The organism is Ruegeria sp. BC2, assembly GCF_056539245.1.
Genome location: NZ_JBQFUQ010000001.1, coordinates 148,055 through 169,603, shown reverse-complemented (window position 1 = coordinate 169,603; position 21,549 = coordinate 148,055). Strand labels below are relative to the sequence as shown.

General features: G+C 62.2%; 16 protein-coding genes. 11 read left to right on the top strand and 5 right to left on the bottom strand.

The features are described from left to right. The 4 genes from ACR0CU_RS00785 to ACR0CU_RS00770 form a co-directional block, all read right to left on the bottom strand. A complete protein-coding gene (locus ACR0CU_RS00785) occupies positions 1 to 1,545 on the bottom strand; it encodes a trimethylamine methyltransferase family protein (RefSeq protein ID WP_170390843.1) in 1,545 nt (514 codons plus the stop codon). A gap of 2 nt (positions 1,546 to 1,547) precedes the next feature. Then, positions 1,548 to 3,950: a GcvT family protein gene (locus ACR0CU_RS00780; RefSeq protein ID WP_170444416.1), complete on the bottom strand. Its 2,403-nt coding sequence runs from the start codon at positions 3,948 to 3,950 to the stop codon at positions 1,548 to 1,550. A 78-nt stretch (positions 3,951 to 4,028) separates the two neighbouring features. Beyond that, the gene (locus ACR0CU_RS00775) at positions 4,029 to 4,658 is read right to left on the bottom strand and encodes a glutathione S-transferase family protein (protein ID WP_170444413.1); all 630 of its coding nucleotides are present in this window, start codon (positions 4,656 to 4,658) and stop codon (positions 4,029 to 4,031) included. A gap of 91 nt (positions 4,659 to 4,749) precedes the next feature. Further along, positions 4,750 to 5,247 (bottom strand): class I SAM-dependent methyltransferase, encoded by a 498-nt coding sequence (locus ACR0CU_RS00770; protein WP_170444410.1) that lies wholly within the window; start codon positions 5,245 to 5,247, stop codon positions 4,750 to 4,752. A gap of 231 nt (positions 5,248 to 5,478) precedes the next feature. On the opposite strand from ACR0CU_RS00770, the gene ACR0CU_RS00765 reads away from it, so the two are divergent. The 5 genes from ACR0CU_RS00765 to ACR0CU_RS00745 are packed head-to-tail and all read left to right on the top strand — an operon-like array spanning position 5,479 to position 12,696. Continuing rightward, positions 5,479 to 7,251 carry an ABC transporter ATP-binding protein gene (locus ACR0CU_RS00765; RefSeq protein ID WP_170444407.1) on the top strand — a complete coding sequence of 591 codons (1,773 nt, stop codon included), beginning with the start codon at positions 5,479 to 5,481 and terminating at the stop codon, positions 7,249 to 7,251. Further along, positions 7,244 to 9,157 carry an ABC transporter substrate-binding protein gene (locus tag ACR0CU_RS00760; protein WP_170444403.1) on the top strand — a complete coding sequence of 638 codons (1,914 nt, stop codon included), beginning with the start codon at positions 7,244 to 7,246 and terminating at the stop codon, positions 9,155 to 9,157. Before ACR0CU_RS00765 ends, ACR0CU_RS00760 begins: the two co-directional genes overlap by 8 nt. 13 nt (positions 9,158 to 9,170) lie before the next feature. Then, on the top strand, positions 9,171 to 10,199 hold the full coding sequence (locus ACR0CU_RS00755; protein ID WP_170436309.1) for an ABC transporter permease: 1,029 nt from the start codon (positions 9,171 to 9,173) through the stop codon (positions 10,197 to 10,199). Next, positions 10,196 to 11,350: an ABC transporter permease gene (locus ACR0CU_RS00750; protein WP_170357056.1), complete on the top strand. Its 1,155-nt coding sequence runs from the start codon at positions 10,196 to 10,198 to the stop codon at positions 11,348 to 11,350. The genes ACR0CU_RS00755 and ACR0CU_RS00750 overlap by 4 nt, the downstream gene beginning before the upstream one ends. Next, complete coding sequence (locus ACR0CU_RS00745; protein WP_170444400.1) at positions 11,347 to 12,696, top strand: CoA transferase; 1,350 nt, start codon at positions 11,347 to 11,349, stop codon at positions 12,694 to 12,696. The genes ACR0CU_RS00750 and ACR0CU_RS00745 overlap by 4 nt, the downstream gene beginning before the upstream one ends. Positions 12,697 to 12,789: 93 nt before the next feature. Here the strand turns inward: ACR0CU_RS00745 and ACR0CU_RS00740 are convergent, their stop codons facing one another. Beyond that, on the bottom strand, positions 12,790 to 15,162 hold the full coding sequence (locus ACR0CU_RS00740; RefSeq protein ID WP_170445996.1) for a mechanosensitive ion channel family protein: 2,373 nt from the start codon (positions 15,160 to 15,162) through the stop codon (positions 12,790 to 12,792). Positions 15,163 to 15,535: 373 nt separating this feature from the next. Here ACR0CU_RS00740 and ACR0CU_RS00735 point away from each other — a divergent pair, with 373 nt between their 5' ends. The 6 genes from ACR0CU_RS00735 to ACR0CU_RS00710 are packed head-to-tail and all read left to right on the top strand — an operon-like array spanning position 15,536 to position 21,539. Continuing rightward, positions 15,536 to 16,750, top strand: a complete 1,215-nt coding sequence (locus ACR0CU_RS00735; protein ID WP_170369778.1) for a glycosyltransferase family protein — start codon at positions 15,536 to 15,538, stop codon at positions 16,748 to 16,750. After that, positions 16,747 to 17,994: a glycosyltransferase family 4 protein gene (locus ACR0CU_RS00730; protein ID WP_170444397.1), complete on the top strand. Its 1,248-nt coding sequence runs from the start codon at positions 16,747 to 16,749 to the stop codon at positions 17,992 to 17,994. Before ACR0CU_RS00735 ends, ACR0CU_RS00730 begins: the two co-directional genes overlap by 4 nt. Beyond that, positions 17,994 to 19,070: a glycosyltransferase family 4 protein gene (locus tag ACR0CU_RS00725; RefSeq protein ID WP_170444395.1), complete on the top strand. Its 1,077-nt coding sequence runs from the start codon at positions 17,994 to 17,996 to the stop codon at positions 19,068 to 19,070. Before ACR0CU_RS00730 ends, ACR0CU_RS00725 begins: the two co-directional genes overlap by 1 nt. Further along, a complete protein-coding gene (locus ACR0CU_RS00720) occupies positions 19,067 to 19,651 on the top strand; it encodes a histidine phosphatase family protein (RefSeq protein ID WP_170444392.1) in 585 nt (194 codons plus the stop codon). Before ACR0CU_RS00725 ends, ACR0CU_RS00720 begins: the two co-directional genes overlap by 4 nt. Further along, positions 19,648 to 20,790: a glycosyltransferase family protein gene (locus ACR0CU_RS00715; RefSeq protein WP_170444389.1), complete on the top strand. Its 1,143-nt coding sequence runs from the start codon at positions 19,648 to 19,650 to the stop codon at positions 20,788 to 20,790. The genes ACR0CU_RS00720 and ACR0CU_RS00715 overlap by 4 nt, the downstream gene beginning before the upstream one ends. Then, a complete protein-coding gene (locus ACR0CU_RS00710; RefSeq protein WP_170444386.1) occupies positions 20,787 to 21,539 on the top strand; it encodes a polysaccharide deacetylase family protein in 753 nt (250 codons plus the stop codon). The genes ACR0CU_RS00715 and ACR0CU_RS00710 overlap by 4 nt, the downstream gene beginning before the upstream one ends. The last annotated feature ends 10 nt before the right edge of the window (positions 21,540 to 21,549 follow it).

Below are 21,549 nucleotides of genomic sequence, written 5' to 3'. Positions count from 1 at the left end.
TCAACTCTCCGGCGGCGCGCCGCCCTCGGCGGTTCGGCGGGCGATGAAGTCGCGCATGGCGTCCACCCCGGGCTGGCCCTGCGCGGGTGGTTCGAAATTGTTCAGAATGTCCCGCCAGACCGCGGTGGCCCGGTGGTTCGCATCGACCGATCCGCGTTCGGTCCAGGTGCCGAAATTGGCATAGTCATGCAGGTGCGGTTCGTAGAACTCGGTAGTGTAGCGCTCCATCGTCTGGCTGGCGGCGAAGAAATGGCTGCCGGGCTCGACCTCTCGCAAGGCAGTGTCAAAGCCAATCTCAGCCTGACCGGCCTGAGCCCCTGCGCACAGCTCGGCTACCATGTTCAGCACCTCGGCATCGCAGACCAGCTTTTCGAAGGACACGGTCAGCCCCCCTTCCAGCCACCCGGCCGAATGGATGATCACCGTGGCCCCCGCCATCAGGCAACCCCACAGCCCAAACTGATTTTCATTAGCGGCCTGCACGTCATTGGCGTTCGAAGCCGACCCGGCCGCCGACCGCCACGGCAGGCCCAGATGGCGCGCCAGCTGCCCCGCCGCCAGCGAGGCCTGGAAATGCGAGGGCGTGCCAAAAGCCGGGGCGCCGGATTTCATGTCCACATTGCTGGTGAAGGTGCCATAGCAGACCGGCGCGCCGGGATTGGCCAGTTGGGTCAGCGTCAGGGCCGCCAGCGCCTCGGCATGGGACAGGGTGATCGCGCCCGCAACCGTGATCGGCGCCATCGCCCCCATCAGCGTGAACGGCGTGATGATCGACATCTGCCCGTGGCGGGCGAAATCGATCAGCCCCTGCGCCATCGGAATGTCCAGCGTGCGCGGGCTGTTGGTGTTGATGATCGTGTAGCAATGCGGGAGGGCGTGGAACTCGTCATCGGACAGACCGCGGGCGACGGCCAGCATCTGGAAACAGTCCATCAACTGCGGCGTCCCGCGCGAGAAGAAGAACGGGAACTTGTCGGTAAGCTCCATCTGTGCCTGCGTGGTGAAATAGTGGCGCAGGTGGGTCGGCACGTCCTGCGGCTCGACCTGCGGCGAGATCATTTGGAACACGTCGAAATGATGGGTGAGCTTCAGGAACTCCAAGTAATCCTGCCCGCTGGCCGGGCGGCGGCCGCGTTCCAGATCGGTGGCATTGGGCGCCCCTGCGCCGGGCTGGAAGACAAGGCTGCCCAGCTCCAGCGTAAAGTCGCGATGCCGCGCCCCGGCCCGGCAGGCGATGGATTTCGGGGCCGAGGCCACTGAGGCCTCGACCAGATCGCGGCCGATGAACACCATCTCGCTGGCTTCATCCACCCGCGCGCCTGCAGCGGCAAAGAGGCGCCGCGCCTCGGGCAGCAGGACCTTGACGCCCAGTTCCTCCAGCGTGCGCAGCGCGGTTTCGTGCATGTCGGCGATCTGGTCGGCCGGAAAGGCCTCCATCACCGGAAACGGGTTACGCAACTGGCGATAATTCACGTCCCGCCGGGTCGCAGGTGCGGCCTCCGCGCCCCTGCCCCGCCGTCGCCGATCCCTGCCCCGCGCCGCCACGATCAGCCCCGCATCGCCTTGCCCTCGGGGTCGTAGGGAGACGGCGCGATCACCCGCGCGGGCCGCTCGACCCCGACCACATGTACCGACAGTTCGGTACCCGGCTGCGCCTTGTCGCGGTCCACCAGCGCCATGGCCAGCGACTTGCCGATATAGTGGCCATACCCGCCCGAGGTCACGAAACCCACGCGCTGGTCGCCCGCCCAGACCGGCTCGTACCCGCTGGCATCCGCATCCAGCGCGTCCACCTCGAGCGTGACTTGAACCTGCGCCGGGCCGTTGCCCTCACGCTCGGCCAGTGCCGCGTCCTTGCCTACGAAATCCTTGTCCCAGTCGATCCAGCGGTCCATGCCGGTCATGCCGGGGGTGTAGGCCTGGGTGAACTCGGCCGACCAGATGCCAAAGCTTTTCTCAAGTCGCGTGGACAGCATCGCGTTGAAGCCGCATTCGCGGATGCCTTCGCTGGCTCCGGCCTCGAGCAGCGCGCGGCGCAGGGCGATGTGGTCGCCATACCGGCAGTTGATCTCATAACCCTTTTCGCCAGTGACCGACATGCGGGCCACCCGGGCGCGCACGAGGCCGATGTCGTAGTCACCGCAGCCCATGAATTTCAGGGTTGAGATATCCTGTTCGGCCAGTTTCTCGACCACCGCCTGTGATTTCGGGCCAACCACGGCAAAGCCGCAGGCCTCCTCGCCGAGGTCGCGCACCTGTACGCCATCGATCATGTGATCGTCGAACCAGCGCATGTGCCAGGCCCGCAGGTAATAGCTGCCCATGATCCACCAGGTGCCGTCGCCCCAGTTCAGCACCGTCAGGTCGCCCTTGAGCCGCCCGTTCTCGCCCAGCATCGGCGCCAGTTTCGCGCGGCCCGGTCCCGGCAGTTTCGAGGCCATCACCTTGTTGAGCCAGATTTCCGCATTGGGCCCCGAAACCTCGAACCGTGAGAACCCGGTGATGTCCATCAGGCCCACGCCTTCGCGGATGGTGCGGCATTCCTCGGCCACGATGTCGAAGGCGTTCGAGCGCTTCAGGGTCGGCGTTTCCTCAAACCCTTTGGGCGCGAAATAGAGCGGCACCTCGAGATCCCAACTGACCCCCCATTTGCAACCCGCTTCGGTCATCGCGTCATGGGCCGGCGACATTTTCAACGGGCGTCCGGCGGGCAGTTGCTCGTTCGGATAGGTCATCACGAAACGGCGGGAATAGAACTGGCCCGTCGTCTCGCGGATGTAGCGCTTGTTCTGGGCAAAGTCGCCATAGCGCGCCACGTCCATCGGCCAGGCGTCGGCCTCGGGCTCGCCATGGATCATCCATTCGGCCAGCGACTTGCCGACGCCGCCGCCCTGCAGGAACCCGGCCATCACCGCGCAAGCGGTCCAATAGCCCCGCTTGCCCGGCACCGGACCGACCAGAGGGTTGCCGTCGGGCGAGAAGGTGAAGGCACCGTTCACCCATGTCTTGATGCCCACGTTCTGGATCGCCGGGTAGCGTTCGAAGCCCAGTGTCAGCTCGTTCTCGATGCGGTCCAGCTGCTCCTGAAACAGCTCCTCGCCATAGTTCCACGGCGCGCCGTCCATTGCCCAGTGCTCGTGATCGACCTCGTAGATGCCGACCAGCACACCCTTCTGATCCTGCCGCATGTAGGTGAAGCCCTCGAGATCCACGGTCATCGGCATCTCGAAATCGGCCGCTGCGACCTCGGGCACCGTGTCGGTGATCAGGTAATGGTGCTTCAGTGGCGACACCGGCAGTTCGACCCCTGCCATGCGCCCCAGCTGCTTGGCCCACAGGCCGGCGGCGTTGACCACATGCTCGCAGGTGATCGTTCCCCTGTCGGTCACCACCTGCCAGCCATCGGCGGTCTGGATCAGTTCCTCGACCTTGGTTTCCTCGTAGTATTCCGCCCCGCGCTTTTTCGCGGCACTGGCATAGGCCTGCACGGTGCCGGTGGTGTCGATATACCCCTCGCGGTCAGCCCACATCGCGCCCAGAATGCCATCGGTGGACATGATCGGGCAGCGTTTCTGCGCCTCTTCCGGGGACAGCAATTCGCAGTCGTCGATGCCGATAGACTGGAAGATGCGGTAATTCGCCTGTAGCCACTCCCACCGTTCGGGGGTTCCGGCCAGCGTGAGGCCACCGGTCATGTGCAGGCCGATATTCTGGCCCGATTCCTTCTCGATCTCGCTCAGAAGGTCGATCGTGTAGGCCTGCAGCGCCGCCATGTTCGGATCGGCGTTCAGCGCGTGGATGCCTCCCGCCGCGTGCCACGACGACCCCGACGCTAGACGCCGGCGTTCCAGCATGACCACATCCGACCAGCCGAACTTGGCCAGATGATACAGAACCGAGGCGCCGACAACGCCGCCCCCGATGACAACAACGCGATACTGCGATTTCATCCCGACCTCCCCTGGACGATTCCCAAAGGACGCTAGGGGCACTGTTCACTTCTGTCTAGACATTTCTGTACAGTGCTGTCAGGCGCTCGCGCTGGGCCGCGCCTGCACGCTGTCGAACCAGGCTTGGGTTGCCGTATTGCCCTCGGGGATGCGCATCTTGATGACGCGGGCGAAATCCACGAACACGAAGGTCGAGATATCGGCCAGCGAGAACGCCTCGCCCGCGATGAAGGGGCTGTCTTGCAGGCGCTCTTCGAGCAGGTCGAAGAACGCCCCGACGCGCGCGAGGCCGCGTTCGGCCAGTTCTGGGATCTGAGCATGGTTCTGCGGGCCGGGAATGGCGCGGTCCTTGAAGGCCGGATGCGTGTTGCGCAGCGCGTCGGCGATGGGCGCTCCGCCCTGTTGCTCGACGATCGCGTTCAACATCAGCACCAGCCCTTTCTCGTCCGGTGTCCGCCCCATCAAAGGGGGCTCGGGGAAGCGTGCCTCGAGATAGGCTGCGATGCCGAGGTTTTCGGTCAGAACGGTCCCCTCGTCGGTGACCAGAACCGGGATGGTGGCGCGGGGATTTACCTTTCGGAACTCCTCGCTCATTTGCTCGCCCTTGGCGATCGAGATGTCGCGGGTTTCGATCTGAAGCCCTTTTTCGGCGATGAACATGCGGGCACGGCGCGGGTTCGGGGCGGTCGAGCAATCATAAAACAGCATGGCGGTCCTTTGCGTGAACGTCACGCGAAGGTTAGACCGTCCGCCGTGCCGGGATCGAGTCCCCGCGCAAAGTGACCCTGCGGAACGCCGCTCAGCGCCGGTAGATGAAGCAGCGCCCCGGAACCGCGCCTTCAGGAAGGGTCTGCTCCGTCAGCGTTTCGAAATACATCCGGTCGCTCGAGACCATCAGCCCGCCCTCGGCCAGCAGCGGTTCGATCAGCGGTGAAACGAAGCGGGCGAAGGCATCGTTCTTTTCGCGGTTGTGACCGCCCAGATCGGCATGGATCAGGCTGGCGGTCGCGCCGAACCGATCCAGCGCGGCGGGCAGAGTCTCGCGCACGTCGCCTAGGATCAGACGATCTTCGGGCGGGGTGGAATCGGGGTGCGAGGCCACAGCGCGTTCGAACACATAGACGTGTCGGTTGCGGACCCGGTTCATCATGTGATGATAGGTGCGCCCGTTTCCCAGACCCAGTTCGAACACCGGACCGGCCAAATCGGCCGTGTCGGCAATCGCAAAATCCAGACATGCCCGCTGCGAGACCATGCGATCAATGAACAGATCCAGTCGGCTTTGCGCGTCGGACATTGCGAAATATCTCCCTGATACTTTAAAGACCACCGATCGCGGCCAATCGCGGCTTTGATGACAAAAACTCAAGACTTTGTGTAGGCACAATGCACTGTTCGTCACGTTTCCGCGACATTTCAGCCCAAGAAGGTATTTGACTAGTCGCCCCCAAGCGCGCGAAACTGCGACAAAAAAACCAGGGAGTTCAAAACCAATGTCACGTGGTGGCCACACGGGTGGAAAGCCCGCATGACGGCCTTGTTGTCTGTCCGAGACCTGAGCATCGGTTTCGGCGCCGGGGAGCCCGTCGTCAGAGATGTGAATTTCGATGTCGAGGCCGGGCAAACGCTGGCATTGGTCGGGGAATCCGGGTCGGGCAAGACGATCTCTTGCCGGGCGGTGCTGCGCATTCTGCCCAGGACAGCCCAGATCCGCAGTGGCGTAATGCAGCTGAACACTTCCAAGGGCAGCGTCGCGCTGTCCGAAATTTCCGAACGTGAGATGCGTGGCATCCGCGGCAATCGAATTTCGATGATCTTTCAAGAGCCTATGCGGTCGCTTTCTCCGTTGCACAAGATCGGCAACCAGGTCAGCGAGGTTCTGTGGCTCCATCGGGGCGCCTCCGAGTCTGAGGCTCGCAAGGAAGTGCTGTCGCAGTTCGAACGCGTGGGCTTTCCCGATCCGGCGCGTGCCTATGACTCGTATCCCTTCGAACTTTCGGGCGGGATGCGTCAACGCGCGATGATCGCGATGGCGATGGTGTCCAAACCGGAACTGCTGATTGCCGACGAACCGACAACTGCACTGGATGTGACGACCCAGGCTCAGGTGCTGGGCCTGATCAAGGATCTGCAGAAAGAAACTGGTATGGCGCTGGTTTTGGTGACGCATGACCTGGGCGTGGTCGCCAATATGGCCGAACACGTCGTCGTTATGCACAAAGGCCGGGTGATGGAGGCGGGTTCGGCCGAGCTGATCCTGAATGCTCCGGCCCATCCCTATACCCGCCAGCTGTTTGATGCGGCCCCCGAGATCCCGGACAAGGAAGCCGTGGGAATTCCGATGCCGGACGAGGATCTGATCCTCGATATGAAGGATGTGTGCAAGACCTACACGATGCGGTCGTCGCGCGGTTGGAAAGCGGGCAAGCTGATTTATGCCTGCCGGGGCGTCGACCTGAAACTGGCCCGCGGCAAGACGTTGGCCGTAGTCGGCGAAAGCGGATCGGGCAAGACCACCGCGGCCCGGATCGCGCTGGGGGCCGAGTTGCCAGACCCGGGCGGCGAAGTGCTTTTTCGCGCCGCGCCGGGCGAGGACCCGATACGCGTCCACCAGATGACCCGCGAGGAGCGCACGGCGTTTCAGCGCAAGGCTCAGATGGTGTTTCAGGATCCCTACAGTTCTCTGAGCCCGCGCATGCGCATTCAGGATGCGATGACCGAACCGCTGGAGATCCACAATATCGGCACGACGGCCGAGCGCCGCGACAAGGCCGCTGAAATGCTGGAACGCGTGGGATTGAACGCCGGTATGCTCAAGCGCTACCCCCACGCTTTCTCCGGCGGTCAACGCCAACGCCTGTCAATCGCCCGTGGGATGATGCTGGATCCGTCCCTGATCGTCTGCGACGAGCCGACATCGGCTTTGGACGTTTCGGTCCAAGAGCAAATCCTGACCCTTCTGGAAAGACTGCAGGACAGTCTGAACCTGTCCTATCTTTTCATTTCTCACGATCTGGCCGTGGTCGCCCGTATCGCGGACGAGGTCGCGGTCATGCGCCAGGGGCTGGTCGTCGAACAGGCTCCACCCGAGACGTTGTTCTACAACCCGCGCCACCCCTACACCAAGGCTCTGATTGCCGCACAACCCGAACCCGATATCAATCGTCCCATCGATCTGAAGCTGGTCGCCCTTGGCGCCGGGTCTCCGGACAGTTGGGATGACGCCTTTAGATTCTCTGACACCATGATACCTTCACTCGTGGAAATGGAGCCCGGCCATAAGGTACGTTGCCATGTTTAAGACCACTCGATTCAAGTTTCTGGCCGCCGCGCTGACGCTGGGCGCGGCGCTGCCCGCCTGGGCCGACACCCTTCCCGACCTGCAGGAAAGCACGTTCTGGAAAGCCGAGGTGGACATCGGAAACCTGCCCCCGGTGCAAGATCGCATCCCGCAGGAACCGCTGATCGTCGACCTGTCTTCGAAAGGGCGCGAATTCGGCAAACAGGGCGGAACCCTGCGCACGATGGTCACCCGGTCCAAGGATATCCGGCAGATGGTGGTCTATGGCTACGCCCGACTGGTGGGCTTCGATGCCCAGTACAATCTGGTCCCCGATCTGCTGGCGTCTTACGACAACGAAGAAAACCGCAAGTACACTCTGCACCTGCGCAAGGGACACAAATGGTCGGACGGCACACCGTTCACCTCGGAAGACTTCCGATACTGGTGGGAAGACGTGGCCAACAACGAGCTTCTCAGCCCGTCCGGCCCCCCTGATTTCCTGCGGGTTGAGGGCAAGCTCCCCACTGTCACGTTCCCGGACGAAACGACGGTGATCTACGAATGGGACGACCCGAACCCGAACTTTCTGGCCTCACTGGCGCAGGCGCGACCGCCATTCATCTACCGCCCTGCTGCGTTCCTGAAGCGTTATCATGAGAAATATGCCGACAAGGAAAAACTGGACTTCGAGGTCAGTGACGCACGTGTCAAAAGCTGGGCCGCCCTGCACAACAAGCTGGACAACCTCTACAAGTACGACAATCACGAACTGCCCACTCTGCAGCCTTGGCTGAACGCGAGCTCGGGCAAGAAGATCCGGCACAATTTCGTCCGCAACCCCTATTACCACCGCATCGACTCGAAGGGTTTGCAACTGCCATACATCGACGTGGTCGAGATGGAGATCGTTGCTCCCGGCCTGGTGGCGGCCAAGGCCAATGCCGGTGAGACCGACCTGCAGGGTCGTGGGCTTGATTTTCGGGATGCCTCGATCCTGAAAAAGGGCGAAGCCAACGGAAATTACAAGACGCTACTCTGGAAAACCGGGGTCGCGTCACAGATCGCAATCTACCCCAACCTGAATTTCGAAGACGAGGTCTGGCGCAATGTGCTGCGCGATGTCCGTGTCCGACGCGCTCTTTCGCTGGCCATCGACCGGCAGACCATCAACCAGGCGCTGTACTTCAAACTGGCGCATCCGGCCGCCATGTCCGTTCTGCCTGCCTCGCCCTTCTACAGTGAAGAGAACGCGCAGGCCTGGGCACAATACGACGTCGCTCAGGCAAACGCCCTGCTGGACGAGGTCGGGCTGACGCAGCGCGACAAGAACGGCATACGCCTGTTGCCGGACGGCCGCCCCATGGAGCTGGTGATCGAGACGGCCGGAGAACGCCAAGAGGTCGAGAACGCGCTGCAGATCGTGACTGATACCTGGCGGGAAATCGGGGTGAAACTGGTCATGCGACCGCTTGACCGCGACATCCTGCGCAACCGCGTATTCGCCGGCAATACGATGGCTTCGGTCTGGTATGGCTGGGATGATGGCATCCCGCAGCTGCATACGTCACCGGTTTACCTGGCCCCGACCGACCAGGTGTTTCTGGCCTGGCCAAAATGGGGGCAGCACTATCAAACCGGCGGCGAAGCCGGCGAGCCGCCCGACCTGCCCGAAGCCCAGCGCTTGCTGGAATTGAACCACATCTGGGAACTTGCAAAAACCGAGAATGAACGCCGGGCGGTCTGGGAGGAGATGTTGAAGATACACGCCGACCAGATCTATGGCATCGGAATTCTGAACGGCGCGCCACAGCCGATCGTGGTTTCAAACCGTCTGCGCAATGTTCCCGAACAGGCCATGTGGGCGTGGGAACCCGGCGCGCATTTCGGAGTGCACCGCCCAGACGAATTCTTCCTCGCCGACTGACAGGAGCGGATAGATGATCATGCTCCGCTACGCGGTGTATCGCTTTTTCACGATGCTGCTGACCCTGTTGGTGGTATCGATGCTGATCTTCGTGATCATCAACCTGCCGCCGGGGGACTATCTGAGCAATCAGATTGCCGAGCTGCAGGCTTCGGGGCAGTCGGCCGGTGTGGCCAAGGCGGAATTCCTGCGAAAGGAATACGCTCTGGACCGCCCGATGTGGGAACAATACCTGATCTGGGTCGGCTTCTTTCCCGGCCCTCATGGGTTTGAGGGGTTGCTGCAGGGCAACTACGGCTGGTCCTTCGAATTCGATCGTCCGGTTGCCGACATCGTCGGGGACACGCTGTGGCTGACCGTGGTCGTGAACCTTGCCGCGATCCTGTTCGTCTATGCCGTGGCCTTGCCTCTGGGCGTTATGGCGGCGGCCAAATCGCGGACCTGGGTCGACTATACGACCGCCTTCGTGGGCTATCTGGGATTGGCGACGCCCAACTTTCTGCTGGCGCTCATCCTGTTCTACTACGGGCACCGTTACCTCAATTTGCCCATCGGCGGACTGATGGACCCTGTGTATGAGGGGCAACCCATGAGCTGGGACAAGATGAAATCCATCCTGGTTCATCTGATCGTGCCCACATTCGTGATCGGCACCTCGGGCGCCTCGGCCATGATGCAGCGCCTGCGCGCCAACATGCTGGACGAATTGGGCAAGCCATATGTTGAAACCGCTATAGCCAAGGGCATGTCGCCGTCGCGGATGCTGACCAAATACCCGCTGCGCGTCGCCTTCAACCCCTTCGTGGCCGACATCGGCAACCTGCTGCCCTCGATGGTGTCGGGGTCGGTTCTGGTTTCGGTGGTGCTGGGTTTGCAGACCATCGGCCCCACGCTGCTGACGGCGCTTAAGACACAGGACCAGTTCCTTTCAGCCTTCATTCTGATGTTCGTGGCGCTTCTGACGCTGATCGGCACCATGATCTCCGACATTCTGCTGGTCATGCTTGACCCGCGTATCCGGTACGAGGGGCGCGAAGCATGAGCAAACTTCCCGACGGTCGCTTTGTCGACGACGCCCCCTTCGATCCCGAAGCATCTTTGCAGCAATTGGAGCGCAGGGATCTGGACGCCCCGAATTGGGTTCTGGTCTGGCGCAAATTCAAGACACACCGGCTGGGTCTGATATCGGGCATTTTTCTGCTGCTGTGCTACCTGATGCTCCCGTTTGCAGGTTTCATCGCGCCCTATGGCCCGAACGAACGAAATGGCGAACATCTCTACGCACCGCCCCAATCGGTGAACTGGTTCCACCAGGGCGAGTTCATCGGGCCGTTCGTTTACCCGATCGTGGCCGAGGCCGACCTCGAGACGTTCCAATGGAAATTCGTCCCTGACACCGAGGATCCGCGACCCGTGCGGTTCTTCTGCGAGGCATCCGAGTACAAGCTGGCCGGGCTCATCCGGTCAAACACGCATCTGTTCTGCGCCCCGGAAGGCACGACACTGTTCCTCTGGGGCTCGGACCGGCTGGGCCGCGATATCTTCAGCCGCATCCTCTATGGCGCGCAGCTGTCGCTGACCGTGGGCCTGATCGGCATTTCGGTCTCGTTCTTCCTTGGCATCCTGTTCGGGTCGCTGGCCGGCTATTTCGGCGGGCGGATCGACTGGGTCATCAACCGCGTGATCGAAATCCTGCGGTCTTTGCCCGAACTCCCCCTGTGGCTGGCACTATCGGCCGCAGTTCCGTCGAACTGGTCGCCGGTTGCGGTGTTCTTCATCATCTCGATCATCCTCGGCATCCTCGACTGGCCAGGGCTGGCCCGATCCGTGCGCGCCAAATTCCTGTCGCTGCGCGAAGAAGAATATGTGCGCGCCGCCGAGATGATGGGTGCCAGTTCCGGCCGGGTGATCCGCAAGCACCTGTTGCCGAACTTCATGTCACACCTGATTGCCTCGGCCACGCTGTCGATCCCCGCCATGATTCTGGGGGAAACGGCACTCAGCTTCCTTGGCCTCGGCCTGCGGGCACCGGCGGTCAGCTGGGGCGTGATGCTGAACGACGCGCAAAACCTCGCCTCGATCGAGATCTATCCGTGGACGGCCATCCCGATGCTACCGATCATCGTGGTGGTGCTAGCCTTCAATTTCCTGGGTGACGGGCTGCGCGACAGTCTGGACCCTTATCAGCAATGAGCCTGCTGGCTTCGCTTCCACCGTCCGAGGCCTATCAGGTCGCCGGCTCCGGTGCGCTTCCCAGCGCATTTGCCGTGTCCGAGCTGGCAACAGCAAGCTTTGCAGCCGTGGGCCATGAGCTTGGACGGTTCATGCAGGCCACCAATCTTGTCTCGCTCCCACCAAAGTCATTGGTCGATCACCGCCTCGCGTCGCTGTGGTTCGGGTATTCGTTCAAGCCCGAAGGCTGGGATATGCCAAGCCTCTGGGATCCGATCGCGGGCGACTATCGGGGAGCCGATGGCTGGATCAGGTTGCACACCAACCTCCCCCACCATAGGGAAGCGGCCCTCAAGGTTTTGGCGACCGAGGGGGATCGTGCCGCGGTGACGCAGGCCATCAAGAGCTGGTCGGTCGCGAACCTTGAAACGGATATCGTGGCGCAGGGTGGTGTTGCCGCCGCCATGCGCAGCCGGGCCGAGTGGCTGGACCACCCGCAAGGCCGGGCCGTGACGCGGGATCCGTTGATCGGCTGGCACGGTCCACGCCGGATCACCCTACGCGACAGGCGACAGGCACGCGCGGATCGGCCTTTAGCCGGGCTTCGGGTTCTCGACATGACACGCGTGCTGGCCGGCCCGGTTTCCACCCGAACGCTGGCCGGGTTCGGAGCCGAAGTGCTGCGCATCGACCCACCGGGTTGGGATGAGCCGGGCGTGATCCCCGATATCTCGCTCGGCAAGCGCTGCGCGTATCTGGACCTCAAGCCACCCGCTGGCCTGGAAAAGCTGCAAGAGCTGCTCGCGCAAGCGGATGTCTTTGTCCATGGCTACCGCCCCGGTGCGCTGGATGCTCTGGGCCTGACCAAAGAGGTGCGCGACACGGTCGCTCCAAACCGGGTCGAGGTTACGCTGGATGCCTATGGTTGGCAGGGGCCTTGGGCCACCCGTCGCGGATTTGACAGCCTCGTACAGATGAGCGCGGGGATCGCTGACGCCGGTCGCGTTTGGGCCGGAGCCGACAAACCCACCCCGCTGCCAGTTCAAGCACTTGACCATGCCACCGGCTATTTGATGGCCGCCGCTGTCCTCTCGGCCCTGACAGAAGCGGCTTCGGGGCATTCGATCATGGATGGGCGCCTGTCGCTGGCGCGCACCGCCGAGTTGCTGGCCAGCCTCGCGAAATCCGAGACAGGCGACCCGATCACCGCTGCCGAACCCGGGGACTACGCATCCCGATCGGAAGAGTCCGGCTGGGGCCCCGGCAAACGGCTGAAACCCGCGCTGAGCGTCGGTGAGGCGCGGATGCACTGGCCGATCCCGGCATCCCGGCTCGGCACGTCTGATCCCACGTGGCAATCCACCTGAACAAAGGCCCGACCGCCGCGCGGAACGCGCGGCCCTGCCCAACGCTTGGAACGGCGGCGCACCGGCGCCGCAGGTCAAAGGGGCGGGAGCGCCCTAGCGGTCGTCTCCACCGGGGCCGATATCGTCCAGATACTCCTCGTCAATTGCGGCTTGCACCGCGCCGGTGACCGCCTCGCGTTGTTTCGGAGACAGGTCTTCGGGGTCCTTGCCATCGGCCAGTCGTACGGTGACTTCGCGGTGGGCAAACTTGATGCCTTCGCGCGCGAACAACTCGCGGATTTCTTGGTACACCTTCTTGCGCACCAGCCACTGGTCGCCGGGCTTAGTCATGAACTTCACCCGGATTATCATCGCGGAATCCTGCATCTCGATGACGCCCTGCGACTTGAGCGGCTGGATGAAGTTGTCCCCGATCACCGGGTCCTCCAGCAACTCCTGTCCCAGCTTCTTGATCAGCTTGCGGACCTTCTCGACGTCCGTGTCATAGGTCACGCGCAGAGGCAGTTTCATGATCACCCAGTCGCGCGAGTAGTTGGTCAGAACCTTGATTTCACCAAACGGAATCGTGTTCAGGGCCCCCAGATGGTGGCGCAGCTGGAAAGACCGGACCGAGATTTTTTCGACCGTACCTTTGACATCTCCGATGTCGATGTATTCTCCCTTGCGGAACGCGTCATCCAGCAGGAAAAACGCGCCCGAGAAAATGTCCCGCACCAGGGTTTGCGAGCCAAAGCCCACGGCCAGACCGACAACGCCGGCGCCTGCAAACAGCGGGCTGACATTTATGCCCAGCTCCATCAGGACGATCAGCAGGATGGTCACGACCACCACAGCCAGTATGGCGCCCCGGAACAGAGGCAGCAGCGTGGCAAGGCGGCTTTGACCGCCCTCTCCGCCCTCGTCACCCAACTCGGCTTCGGCGGCTCCATCATCGGTTTCTTCAGCGATTTTGGTGTCGATCCAGATCCGGAAGAAGTGGAACAGGATGTAGCCGATGAACAGGATCACCATAACATCCAGCGCCCTGCCAACGGGCAAATCCTCGCTCCAGCTGGCTTCGGGATTCCAGATGACGACCAGTGCGTAGATGCCGACGACAAAGGCCAGGATGCCTGCGACACGCCGCGCAAGATCTTCGTAGGTCACCAATGTGTGCTTGCGCTTCTCCGCCTCGGGCGTCTCCGAGGTCCGCATGGTATCTTCATCGGTATCGAGTTCGGCATTCAGAGCCTCGATCTGCCGGTTGCGATCGAAGTACCGCTCGAGCAGATAGTTCATGGCGCCATAGGCGATGACGACCGACATGAAGATCATGTAACTGCTTGCGACGATCGGCAGCGAGTCCTCGGTCTCGAGCACCAGATCCACCGCCAGCTTGAACCAGCTGAAGACAAGATAGACGATCAGGGCCGGGGCCCAGCCAAATGATACGAACCGCAGCAACCAAGACACCTGGTCTGGCTGGCGGCCGCCTCGGATGGCGTTCGAAATGGCCCGGGCATTGAACAGGATCATCAGGATGTTTCCGACCATCCCGATCAGGGTCAGCCCGCCATAAACCATCGCGTAGACGTTGTAGTTCAGCCCGAAATCCGCCACCCAGGTGGAAAACAGAACAGCGGTAATGTCATAGGTCGCCAGCGCCGATGCCCAGATGTACAGCCGCTTGGCGTCACGGTCCGAGAATGGCGGCAGCCTGTACTGGCTGAGATACGGCGACAGCACCATCCGCCACAGGTCGGAAACCGTACGTGACAGGAAAAACGCCGTGAAAATCGCCGTGACGGTGAACTGGATCGAAATATCTTCGGCCTCGCCGAAGAACAGATACCCGACGATCAGAGCCATCAGCATTGCAAACACCGTGGCCCCGATACCCATCAGGAACCGGAACACAAGGAACGGCATCTTTTCCCGATACCCCTGCGGGTTTTCCTTGATCCGGGCGACGACCCACCGTCGGGCAAAGCGCTTGCCGTACAGCTCGATCGACAGCCATCGGCCAACCATCAGGAACAGGATGTTCCATCCCAGCACCTCGACATAGGTGAAAATCCGGCCATCAGGACTGGTTTGCTCGAGGATGTAGCGTACCTCGAAGATCGAATAGGGCAACGCCTCAAGGCGGGATCGCACGGCTTCGCTGAACTTGGCAAAGCGCTCCTGCGCCTTCATCAACTGCGAACTTTCCGCCATTGGATCATGAGCGACGTCCTCGGGCTGGTCACCAGCCTGCCCAACCGAGGATACGACCTGCCCGGCGCTGTCGATGACGATCACGCTGGCGCCCGCCTCGGTCGCGGCGCGGATCGCGGCTGCAACATCGTTGTCCTGCGGGGCCTCTGTTTCACCGGACGCCCCGGGATACCCCGGGATCAGCGAGGTCTGCGCCGCCGCACCGGTCGCGCATACCAGAGCGATTGTCCACGTCAGGAACAGTACACGGACAAGAAAGTTCGGTTTCATAAGGTCTTGCATCCTGATCTCTTGCTGCACGGCAGCCTATAGAACGCACCGGCCTTGATCAAACGATCCACTCGCTGCTTCCCGACATCGTGTAGGACCGTGTTTTTGGCGCAAGCCCAAAGGCAGGATGTTTCCAACCCTCTGGAATTCCGATAAGAGCAGGCAGCATCCGGCAAATCCGGGCTTTGCCAACTTCGGGGAATGTTGCAGGCTTCGCGTTATTGGTGACTTGCGCAATGGCTGTTGCCAAATCGCAATGATTGACGCATTTGCGGCTTTGACACAGACCCTTTGGCAGGCGGCGTCAAAAAATATAAGATAACTGGTGCGAAACGCGCGGAAACTGCACCGTAACAAAGATACGAGCGAGGGCATGAGCCTAGGCATCGACGACAAACAGACCGGTCGCGCTCCGCGCATAATGTTCTACAGTCACGATACGTTCGGACTGGGTCATCTCAGACGCTCCCGAGCGTTGGCTGCGGCAATGACGCGGGCGAACCCGCGGGCCTCGGCCCTGATCCTGACTGGCTCGCCCGTTGCCGGGCGCTTCACTTTTCCGCGGCGCGTGGACCATGTGCGCCTGCCGGGCGTGACCAAGCGGGCCGATGGTTCGTATGCCGCGCGCACGATCGGAATGGGGATTGACGAGGTCACCGAGCTGCGCTCGGGACTGATTCAGACCACCATGCGCCAATTCGACCCGGACGTCGTCGTCGTCGACAAGGAGCCGACCGGATTCCGAGGCGAACTGCTGCCCACCCTGGAACAGCTGCATCAATCCGGGCGCGCCAAACTGGTGCTGGGTCTTCGCGACGTTCTGGACGAACCCGAGGTTCTGGCGGCGGAATGGGCCCGAAAGGATGCCGTCGCCGCGACCGAGAAGTACTATCACGAAATCTGGGTCTACGGCCTGCGGTCGGTTTATGACCCGACAGAAGGATTGCCGCTCAGCCCGTCGGCGCAGGCGCGGATTCACTGGACCGGCTATCTGCGCCGCGATCTCGGCCCTGTCGGCGAACCTCCCGAGCAGCCCTATATCCTTATCACGCCCGGAGGCGGTGGCGACGGGAAGGCAATGGTCAACCTTGTCCTGTCCGCATATGAAAAAGACCCTGATCTGTCCCCCCGAGCCCTGCTCGTCTATGGCCCTTTCCTGTCCGGTGAGTTGCGCGAAGAATTCGAGGCCCGCGTGGCGGCCCTGAACGGTCGTGTAACGGCGGTCGGGTTCGAATCCCAGATCGAAACCCTGTTCGCCGGCGCGGCGGGTGTGGTCTGCATGGGCGGATACAACACGTTCTGCGAGGTGCTCTCCTTTGACAAACGCGCGGTGATCGTCCCGCGAACCACCCCGCGGCTGGAACAGTGGATCCGCGCCTCGCGCGCCGAGGAACTGGGTCTTGTGCGGATGCTGGACGAGACCCGTGATGGGTTGACGGCCGATGCGATGATCACGGCCATTCGCAACCTGCCGCAGCAGCCCCTTCCCTCGCAGGCGATCCGGGCCGGTTTGCTGGATGGCTTGGACTATGTCTCTGATCGGGTCGAGGCCCTGCTGAGCGTGGAACAGGAACGAGCGACCGGATGACCGACGCAGAGCCGAGACTGGCGGTGTTGGTCAAAGGTTGGCCGCGCCTGTCCGAGACGTTCATCGCTCAGGAACTGGTTGCTTTGCAGGATGCCGGCCACGCCTTCGACATCTGGTCATTGCGCCACCCAACCGACACCAAACGCCACCCCCTGCACGACCGATTTCAGGGGCGGGTGCACTATCTTCCCGAATACCTGTACCAGGAACCCCAACGCGTATGGGCGGCGAGACGAACCGCACAGGCGCTTCCGGGTTACGCACAGGCCTACCGGGTGTGGCGACAGGATCTGCGTCGCGATCCCACGCACAACCGGATCCGCCGCTTTGGACAGGCTTGCGTTCTGGCCGCGGAATTGCCCGGCGACACGCGCGCGCTGTATGCCCACTTCCTGCATACCCCGTCCTCGGTTGCCCGCTATGCTGCAATCATGCGCGGCCTGCCGTGGAGCTTTTCGGCTCACGCCAAGGATATCTGGACGTCGCCCGAGTGGGAAAAGCGTGAAAAACTTCACGCTGACACCTTCGGAGCGGCGTTCGGCGCAACCTGCACCGAGATCGGCGCGCGGCACTTGCGCGATCTGGCCGATGACCCCGCCCGTGTCGATCTGATCTATCACGGGCTGGACCTGACGCGATTTCCTGAGCCGCCCGTACGAAAACTGCGATCCGTCGATGACCGGTTCCATATGGTGTCCGTGGGACGACTGGTAGAAAAGAAAGGCTTTGATCGCTTGATCCACGCCTTGGCCATACTCCCCCCAGAGATCGACTGGCACTGGACCCACATTGGCGGCGGCACCTTGTCGGACAACCTGCGCGGCCTGGCGGAAAACCTGCGCCTGCAGGATCGCATCACCTGGAAAGGCGCCTGCGATCAACCCGAGGTCATTGCGGCCATGCGCGAGGCGGATCTGTTCGTGCTGCCCAGCCGCATCGCCGCGGACGGGGACCGGGACGGACTGCCCAATGTCCTGATGGAAGCCGCGTCGCAAAAACTACCGATCCTGTCCACTCCGGTCTCGGCCATTCCCGAATTCATCCAGACCAACGTGCACGGCATCTTGTCCGATGACGAACCCAAGGCGCTTGCAGACGCTATTTCCACCTTGGCCGCCGACCCGCAGAAAGCGGCAATCATGGCCGATGCGGCTTATGACCGCTTGCTTGCCAATTTTAGCATGGACCCCGGCATTGCACGCCTGTCCCGCCGCCTGAAAGCCTTGTGCGCGGAGGGTGCCTGATGGTTCGGGTCGCCTTCTATGCGCCGATGAAAGCCCCAGACAGCCCGGTTCCGTCCGGCGACCGCGAAATGGCTCGCAACCTGATGGCTGCAATCGGGGCCGACGGGCATCGTGTTGATCTGGTCTCGCGGCTGCGCATCTATGACAAAACCGGAGACCCGGACCTTCAGAACCGTCTCGACCGCGAAGCCGCGGCCGAGGTCACCCGACTGAGCACAGAACTGCCTGCAGATACAGGCCTCTGGGTGACCTATCACAACTACTACAAAGCTCCGGACCTTTTGGGGCCGGCGGTCTGCAGGGCGCGCGGGATACCCTATGTTCAGCTTGAGAGCACCCGCGCCATGTCGCGCCTTTCCGGGCCCTGGGCCGGCTTTGCCCAAGCTGCGCACGATGCCTGCGACGCCGCGCAGGTGATCTTCTATCACACAGCAAATGACTTGATCACACTGGAACGCGAGCGGTTCGGTGATCAGTCATTGATTGAACTCCCACCCTTCCTGCCCCGATCGGACCTGCCTCGACCCTCTAGATGCGCGGGGCCGATGCTGACGGTGGGAATGATGCGTTACGGGGACAAGTTGGAGTCTTTCCGCATTCTGGCCGATACGCTGGCATTGCTGAATGGGGATTGGACGCTGAACATCGCCGGCGACGGACCAGCCCGCCCGGATGTCGAGGCTTTGATGGCCCCCTTCGGCACAAGCGTCCGGTTTCTGGGCCTGCTCAGCCGCGATGACCTTGAAACGATCTACTCCGATGCTGCTCTGTTGGTATGGCCGGGCGTCAACGAAGCCTACGGGATGACCTATCTCGAGGCGCAGTCCGCGGGCGTCCCCGTTGTCGCCCAGGATCGCCCGGGAGTGCGCGACGTACTGGCGCCTGCCAATCATCCTGCCCCTGATTACGGCGCCGCCGCGCTGGCCGAGCGAATTGACCGGCTGCTGTCCGATCCCGAACTGCGTCGGAGCGAAGGTCAAAAAGCGCGCGACTATGTGGCCGGCCGTCATTTGATGCCAACCGCAACGCGGACGTTCTGGTCGGGAGTTTCTTCGCTGGTAGAGGAGATGTCATGACACGTCTGGCCCTTCTGCGCCACGGTCATACCGCCTGGAACCGCGCAGGGCGCATTCAGGGGCGCAGCGACATCAGCCTCGATGATCAAGCAAAGGCCGAACTGGCCCGATATCGCTTACCAACTCCTTGGGACCGGGCCGAACTATGGTCCAGCCCCCTGACCCGCGCCAGCGAAACTGCGCGGCTGGTCGCCGGGCGCGAACCCGCAACCTCGGCCGCCCTGGTCGAGATGAATTGGGGCGACTGGGAAGGCCAACGCGGGGAAGACCTGATTGCAGATGCCAACACTGGATACCGGCATATCGAGGATTGGAGCTGGGAATTTCGTCCCCCCAACGGCGAAAGCCCGGCCGACATTCGCCGCCGCCTTGTGCCATGGCTGTGCAGCCTGACCGGTGACAACGTAGCCGTCTGCCATATCGGAATCATGCGGGTCATCCTGGCGCTTGCCTGGGGGTGGGAGTTCACAGGCCCCGCGCCGTTCCGCATCAAACGCAATCGTCTCTACGTGGTCGATTTGGAGCAAATGCGACCGGAGGCTGAGCCCGTCCGGCTTATCCCGCGCGAGGCCGGGTCATGAGGACCATGATCGTCGTCACCCATCTGCTGGGGACCGGACATCTCAGCCGAGCCTTGACCTTGGGTCGGGCTTTTGCGGATGCCGGACACGACGTGACCGTCGCATCCGGTGGGATGCCTGCACCACAACTGAATGCGGATGGAGTTTCTCTGCTGGCACTGCCACCCCTGCGTTCGGATGGTACCGATTTCACGCGGTTGCTGACGACCGACGGAGATATTGCAGACGCGACCTATCTGAACTCCCGCGCTATTGCCCTGACCGAGGCTGTTCGACGGGTAAACCCCGATGTCCTGATAACGGAACTCTATCCCTTCGGGCGCCGAAGCTTGGCCGACGAATTTCTGGCCCTGCTGTCCACTGCGCGGTCACTGCCGTCCTGTCCGGTTGTTCTGAGTTCGGTCCGGGACATCCTCGCGCCACCGTCGAAACCCGCCAAAGCTGTACGGACCGAAGAAATCATTGTGCGTTTCTATGACGGCGTACTGGTTCATTCCGACCCAGAAATCACGCCGCTGGATGCCAGCTGGCCGGTTACAGGCAACTTGGCCGGACGCCTGTTCTATACGGGCTTTGTTGCCCCGCCTGCGCCGGGTCCTCATGAACAGGGGGAAGGAGCGAATGAAATCCTGGTCAGCGCTGGCGGCGGATCGGTCGGACAACCGATCTTTCGCGCGGCCATCGAGGCCGCTCAAAAGATGCCCAACTGGCGCTGGCGCCTGCTGGTCGGCGGTCAGGATGCCCAAGACCGGATTGCCGAACTGAGGCACATGACAAATGGCGAAAATGTCCTTCTGGAACCCGTACGTCCGGATTTCAGACAAATGCTACCGCTGGCCGCAGCCTCGGTCAGCATGTGCGGGTACAACACCGCCATGGACTTGCTGCAATGCGCGACCCCGGCCGTTCTGATCCCATTTGACGATGGCAAGGAAGTGGAACAGACCCTGAGGGCAAAGAGCCTGGCGCGCCTGCCTGCGGTCGACGTGCTGCCCAGCGCGAAGCTGACCGGAGGGACATTGGCCCAAGCAGTCGACCGCGTCCTGCATCAAGGCTCGCGCGAACCCTTGGATGGCGGGTTTGACGGTGCCCGCAAGTCGGTAGAGATTGCCACCTCGCTCTGGGAGGCTCGGCAATGACAACCGATTGGACACCGCTGCGATCCGAATTGCAGGTGTGGCGAGAGGCTGGGCTTACGCTTCCACTGTGGTGGCGGGACGATGACGCGATCGCGCCCAGCCGGCATTTGGAGCGTTTAGTGGGCCTGTCATCCCGAACCGGGCTACCGGTTCATTTGGCCATCATTCCACGCGATGCCAGTCAGGATCTGGTCGACCAAATTGCCAACCAGACCAGCTTGGTTCCGGTGGTTCACGGCTGGGCGCACCAGAACCACGCGCCTGAAGGCGAAAAGAAGTCCGAGTTCCGCCTGCATCGTCCGCTCGCCTCGATTGTGTCTGATGCACACCATGGCTTCCTGCGTTTGCAGGAGTCCTTCGGTGATCGTCTGTGCCCGATGTTCGTCCCCCCTTGGAACCGCATCGCGCCCGAAGTGACGGCAGAGCTTGCGGAGATCGGCTATCAGTTCCTGTCCACGGCCACGCCCAGAACGCACGTAGAAGCAGCGCCAGGCCTGACTCAGGTCAATACCCATCTGGATCCGATCGACTGGCGCGGTACGCGAGGGTTGGCCGATCCGAATGCGTTGATCGCCAAAACCGTCTCGATGCTGCAGGATCGCCGCGAGGAACGTGCCGACCCAACCGAACCTTTTGGCGTGTTGACCCATCATCTTGTCCATGATCAACAGATCTGGGACTTTACCGAGGCGCTTCTGGATTGTCTCATGGCGGGCCCCACACGCGTCTGGTCCGCAGGACCACACTGATTACCCGAGG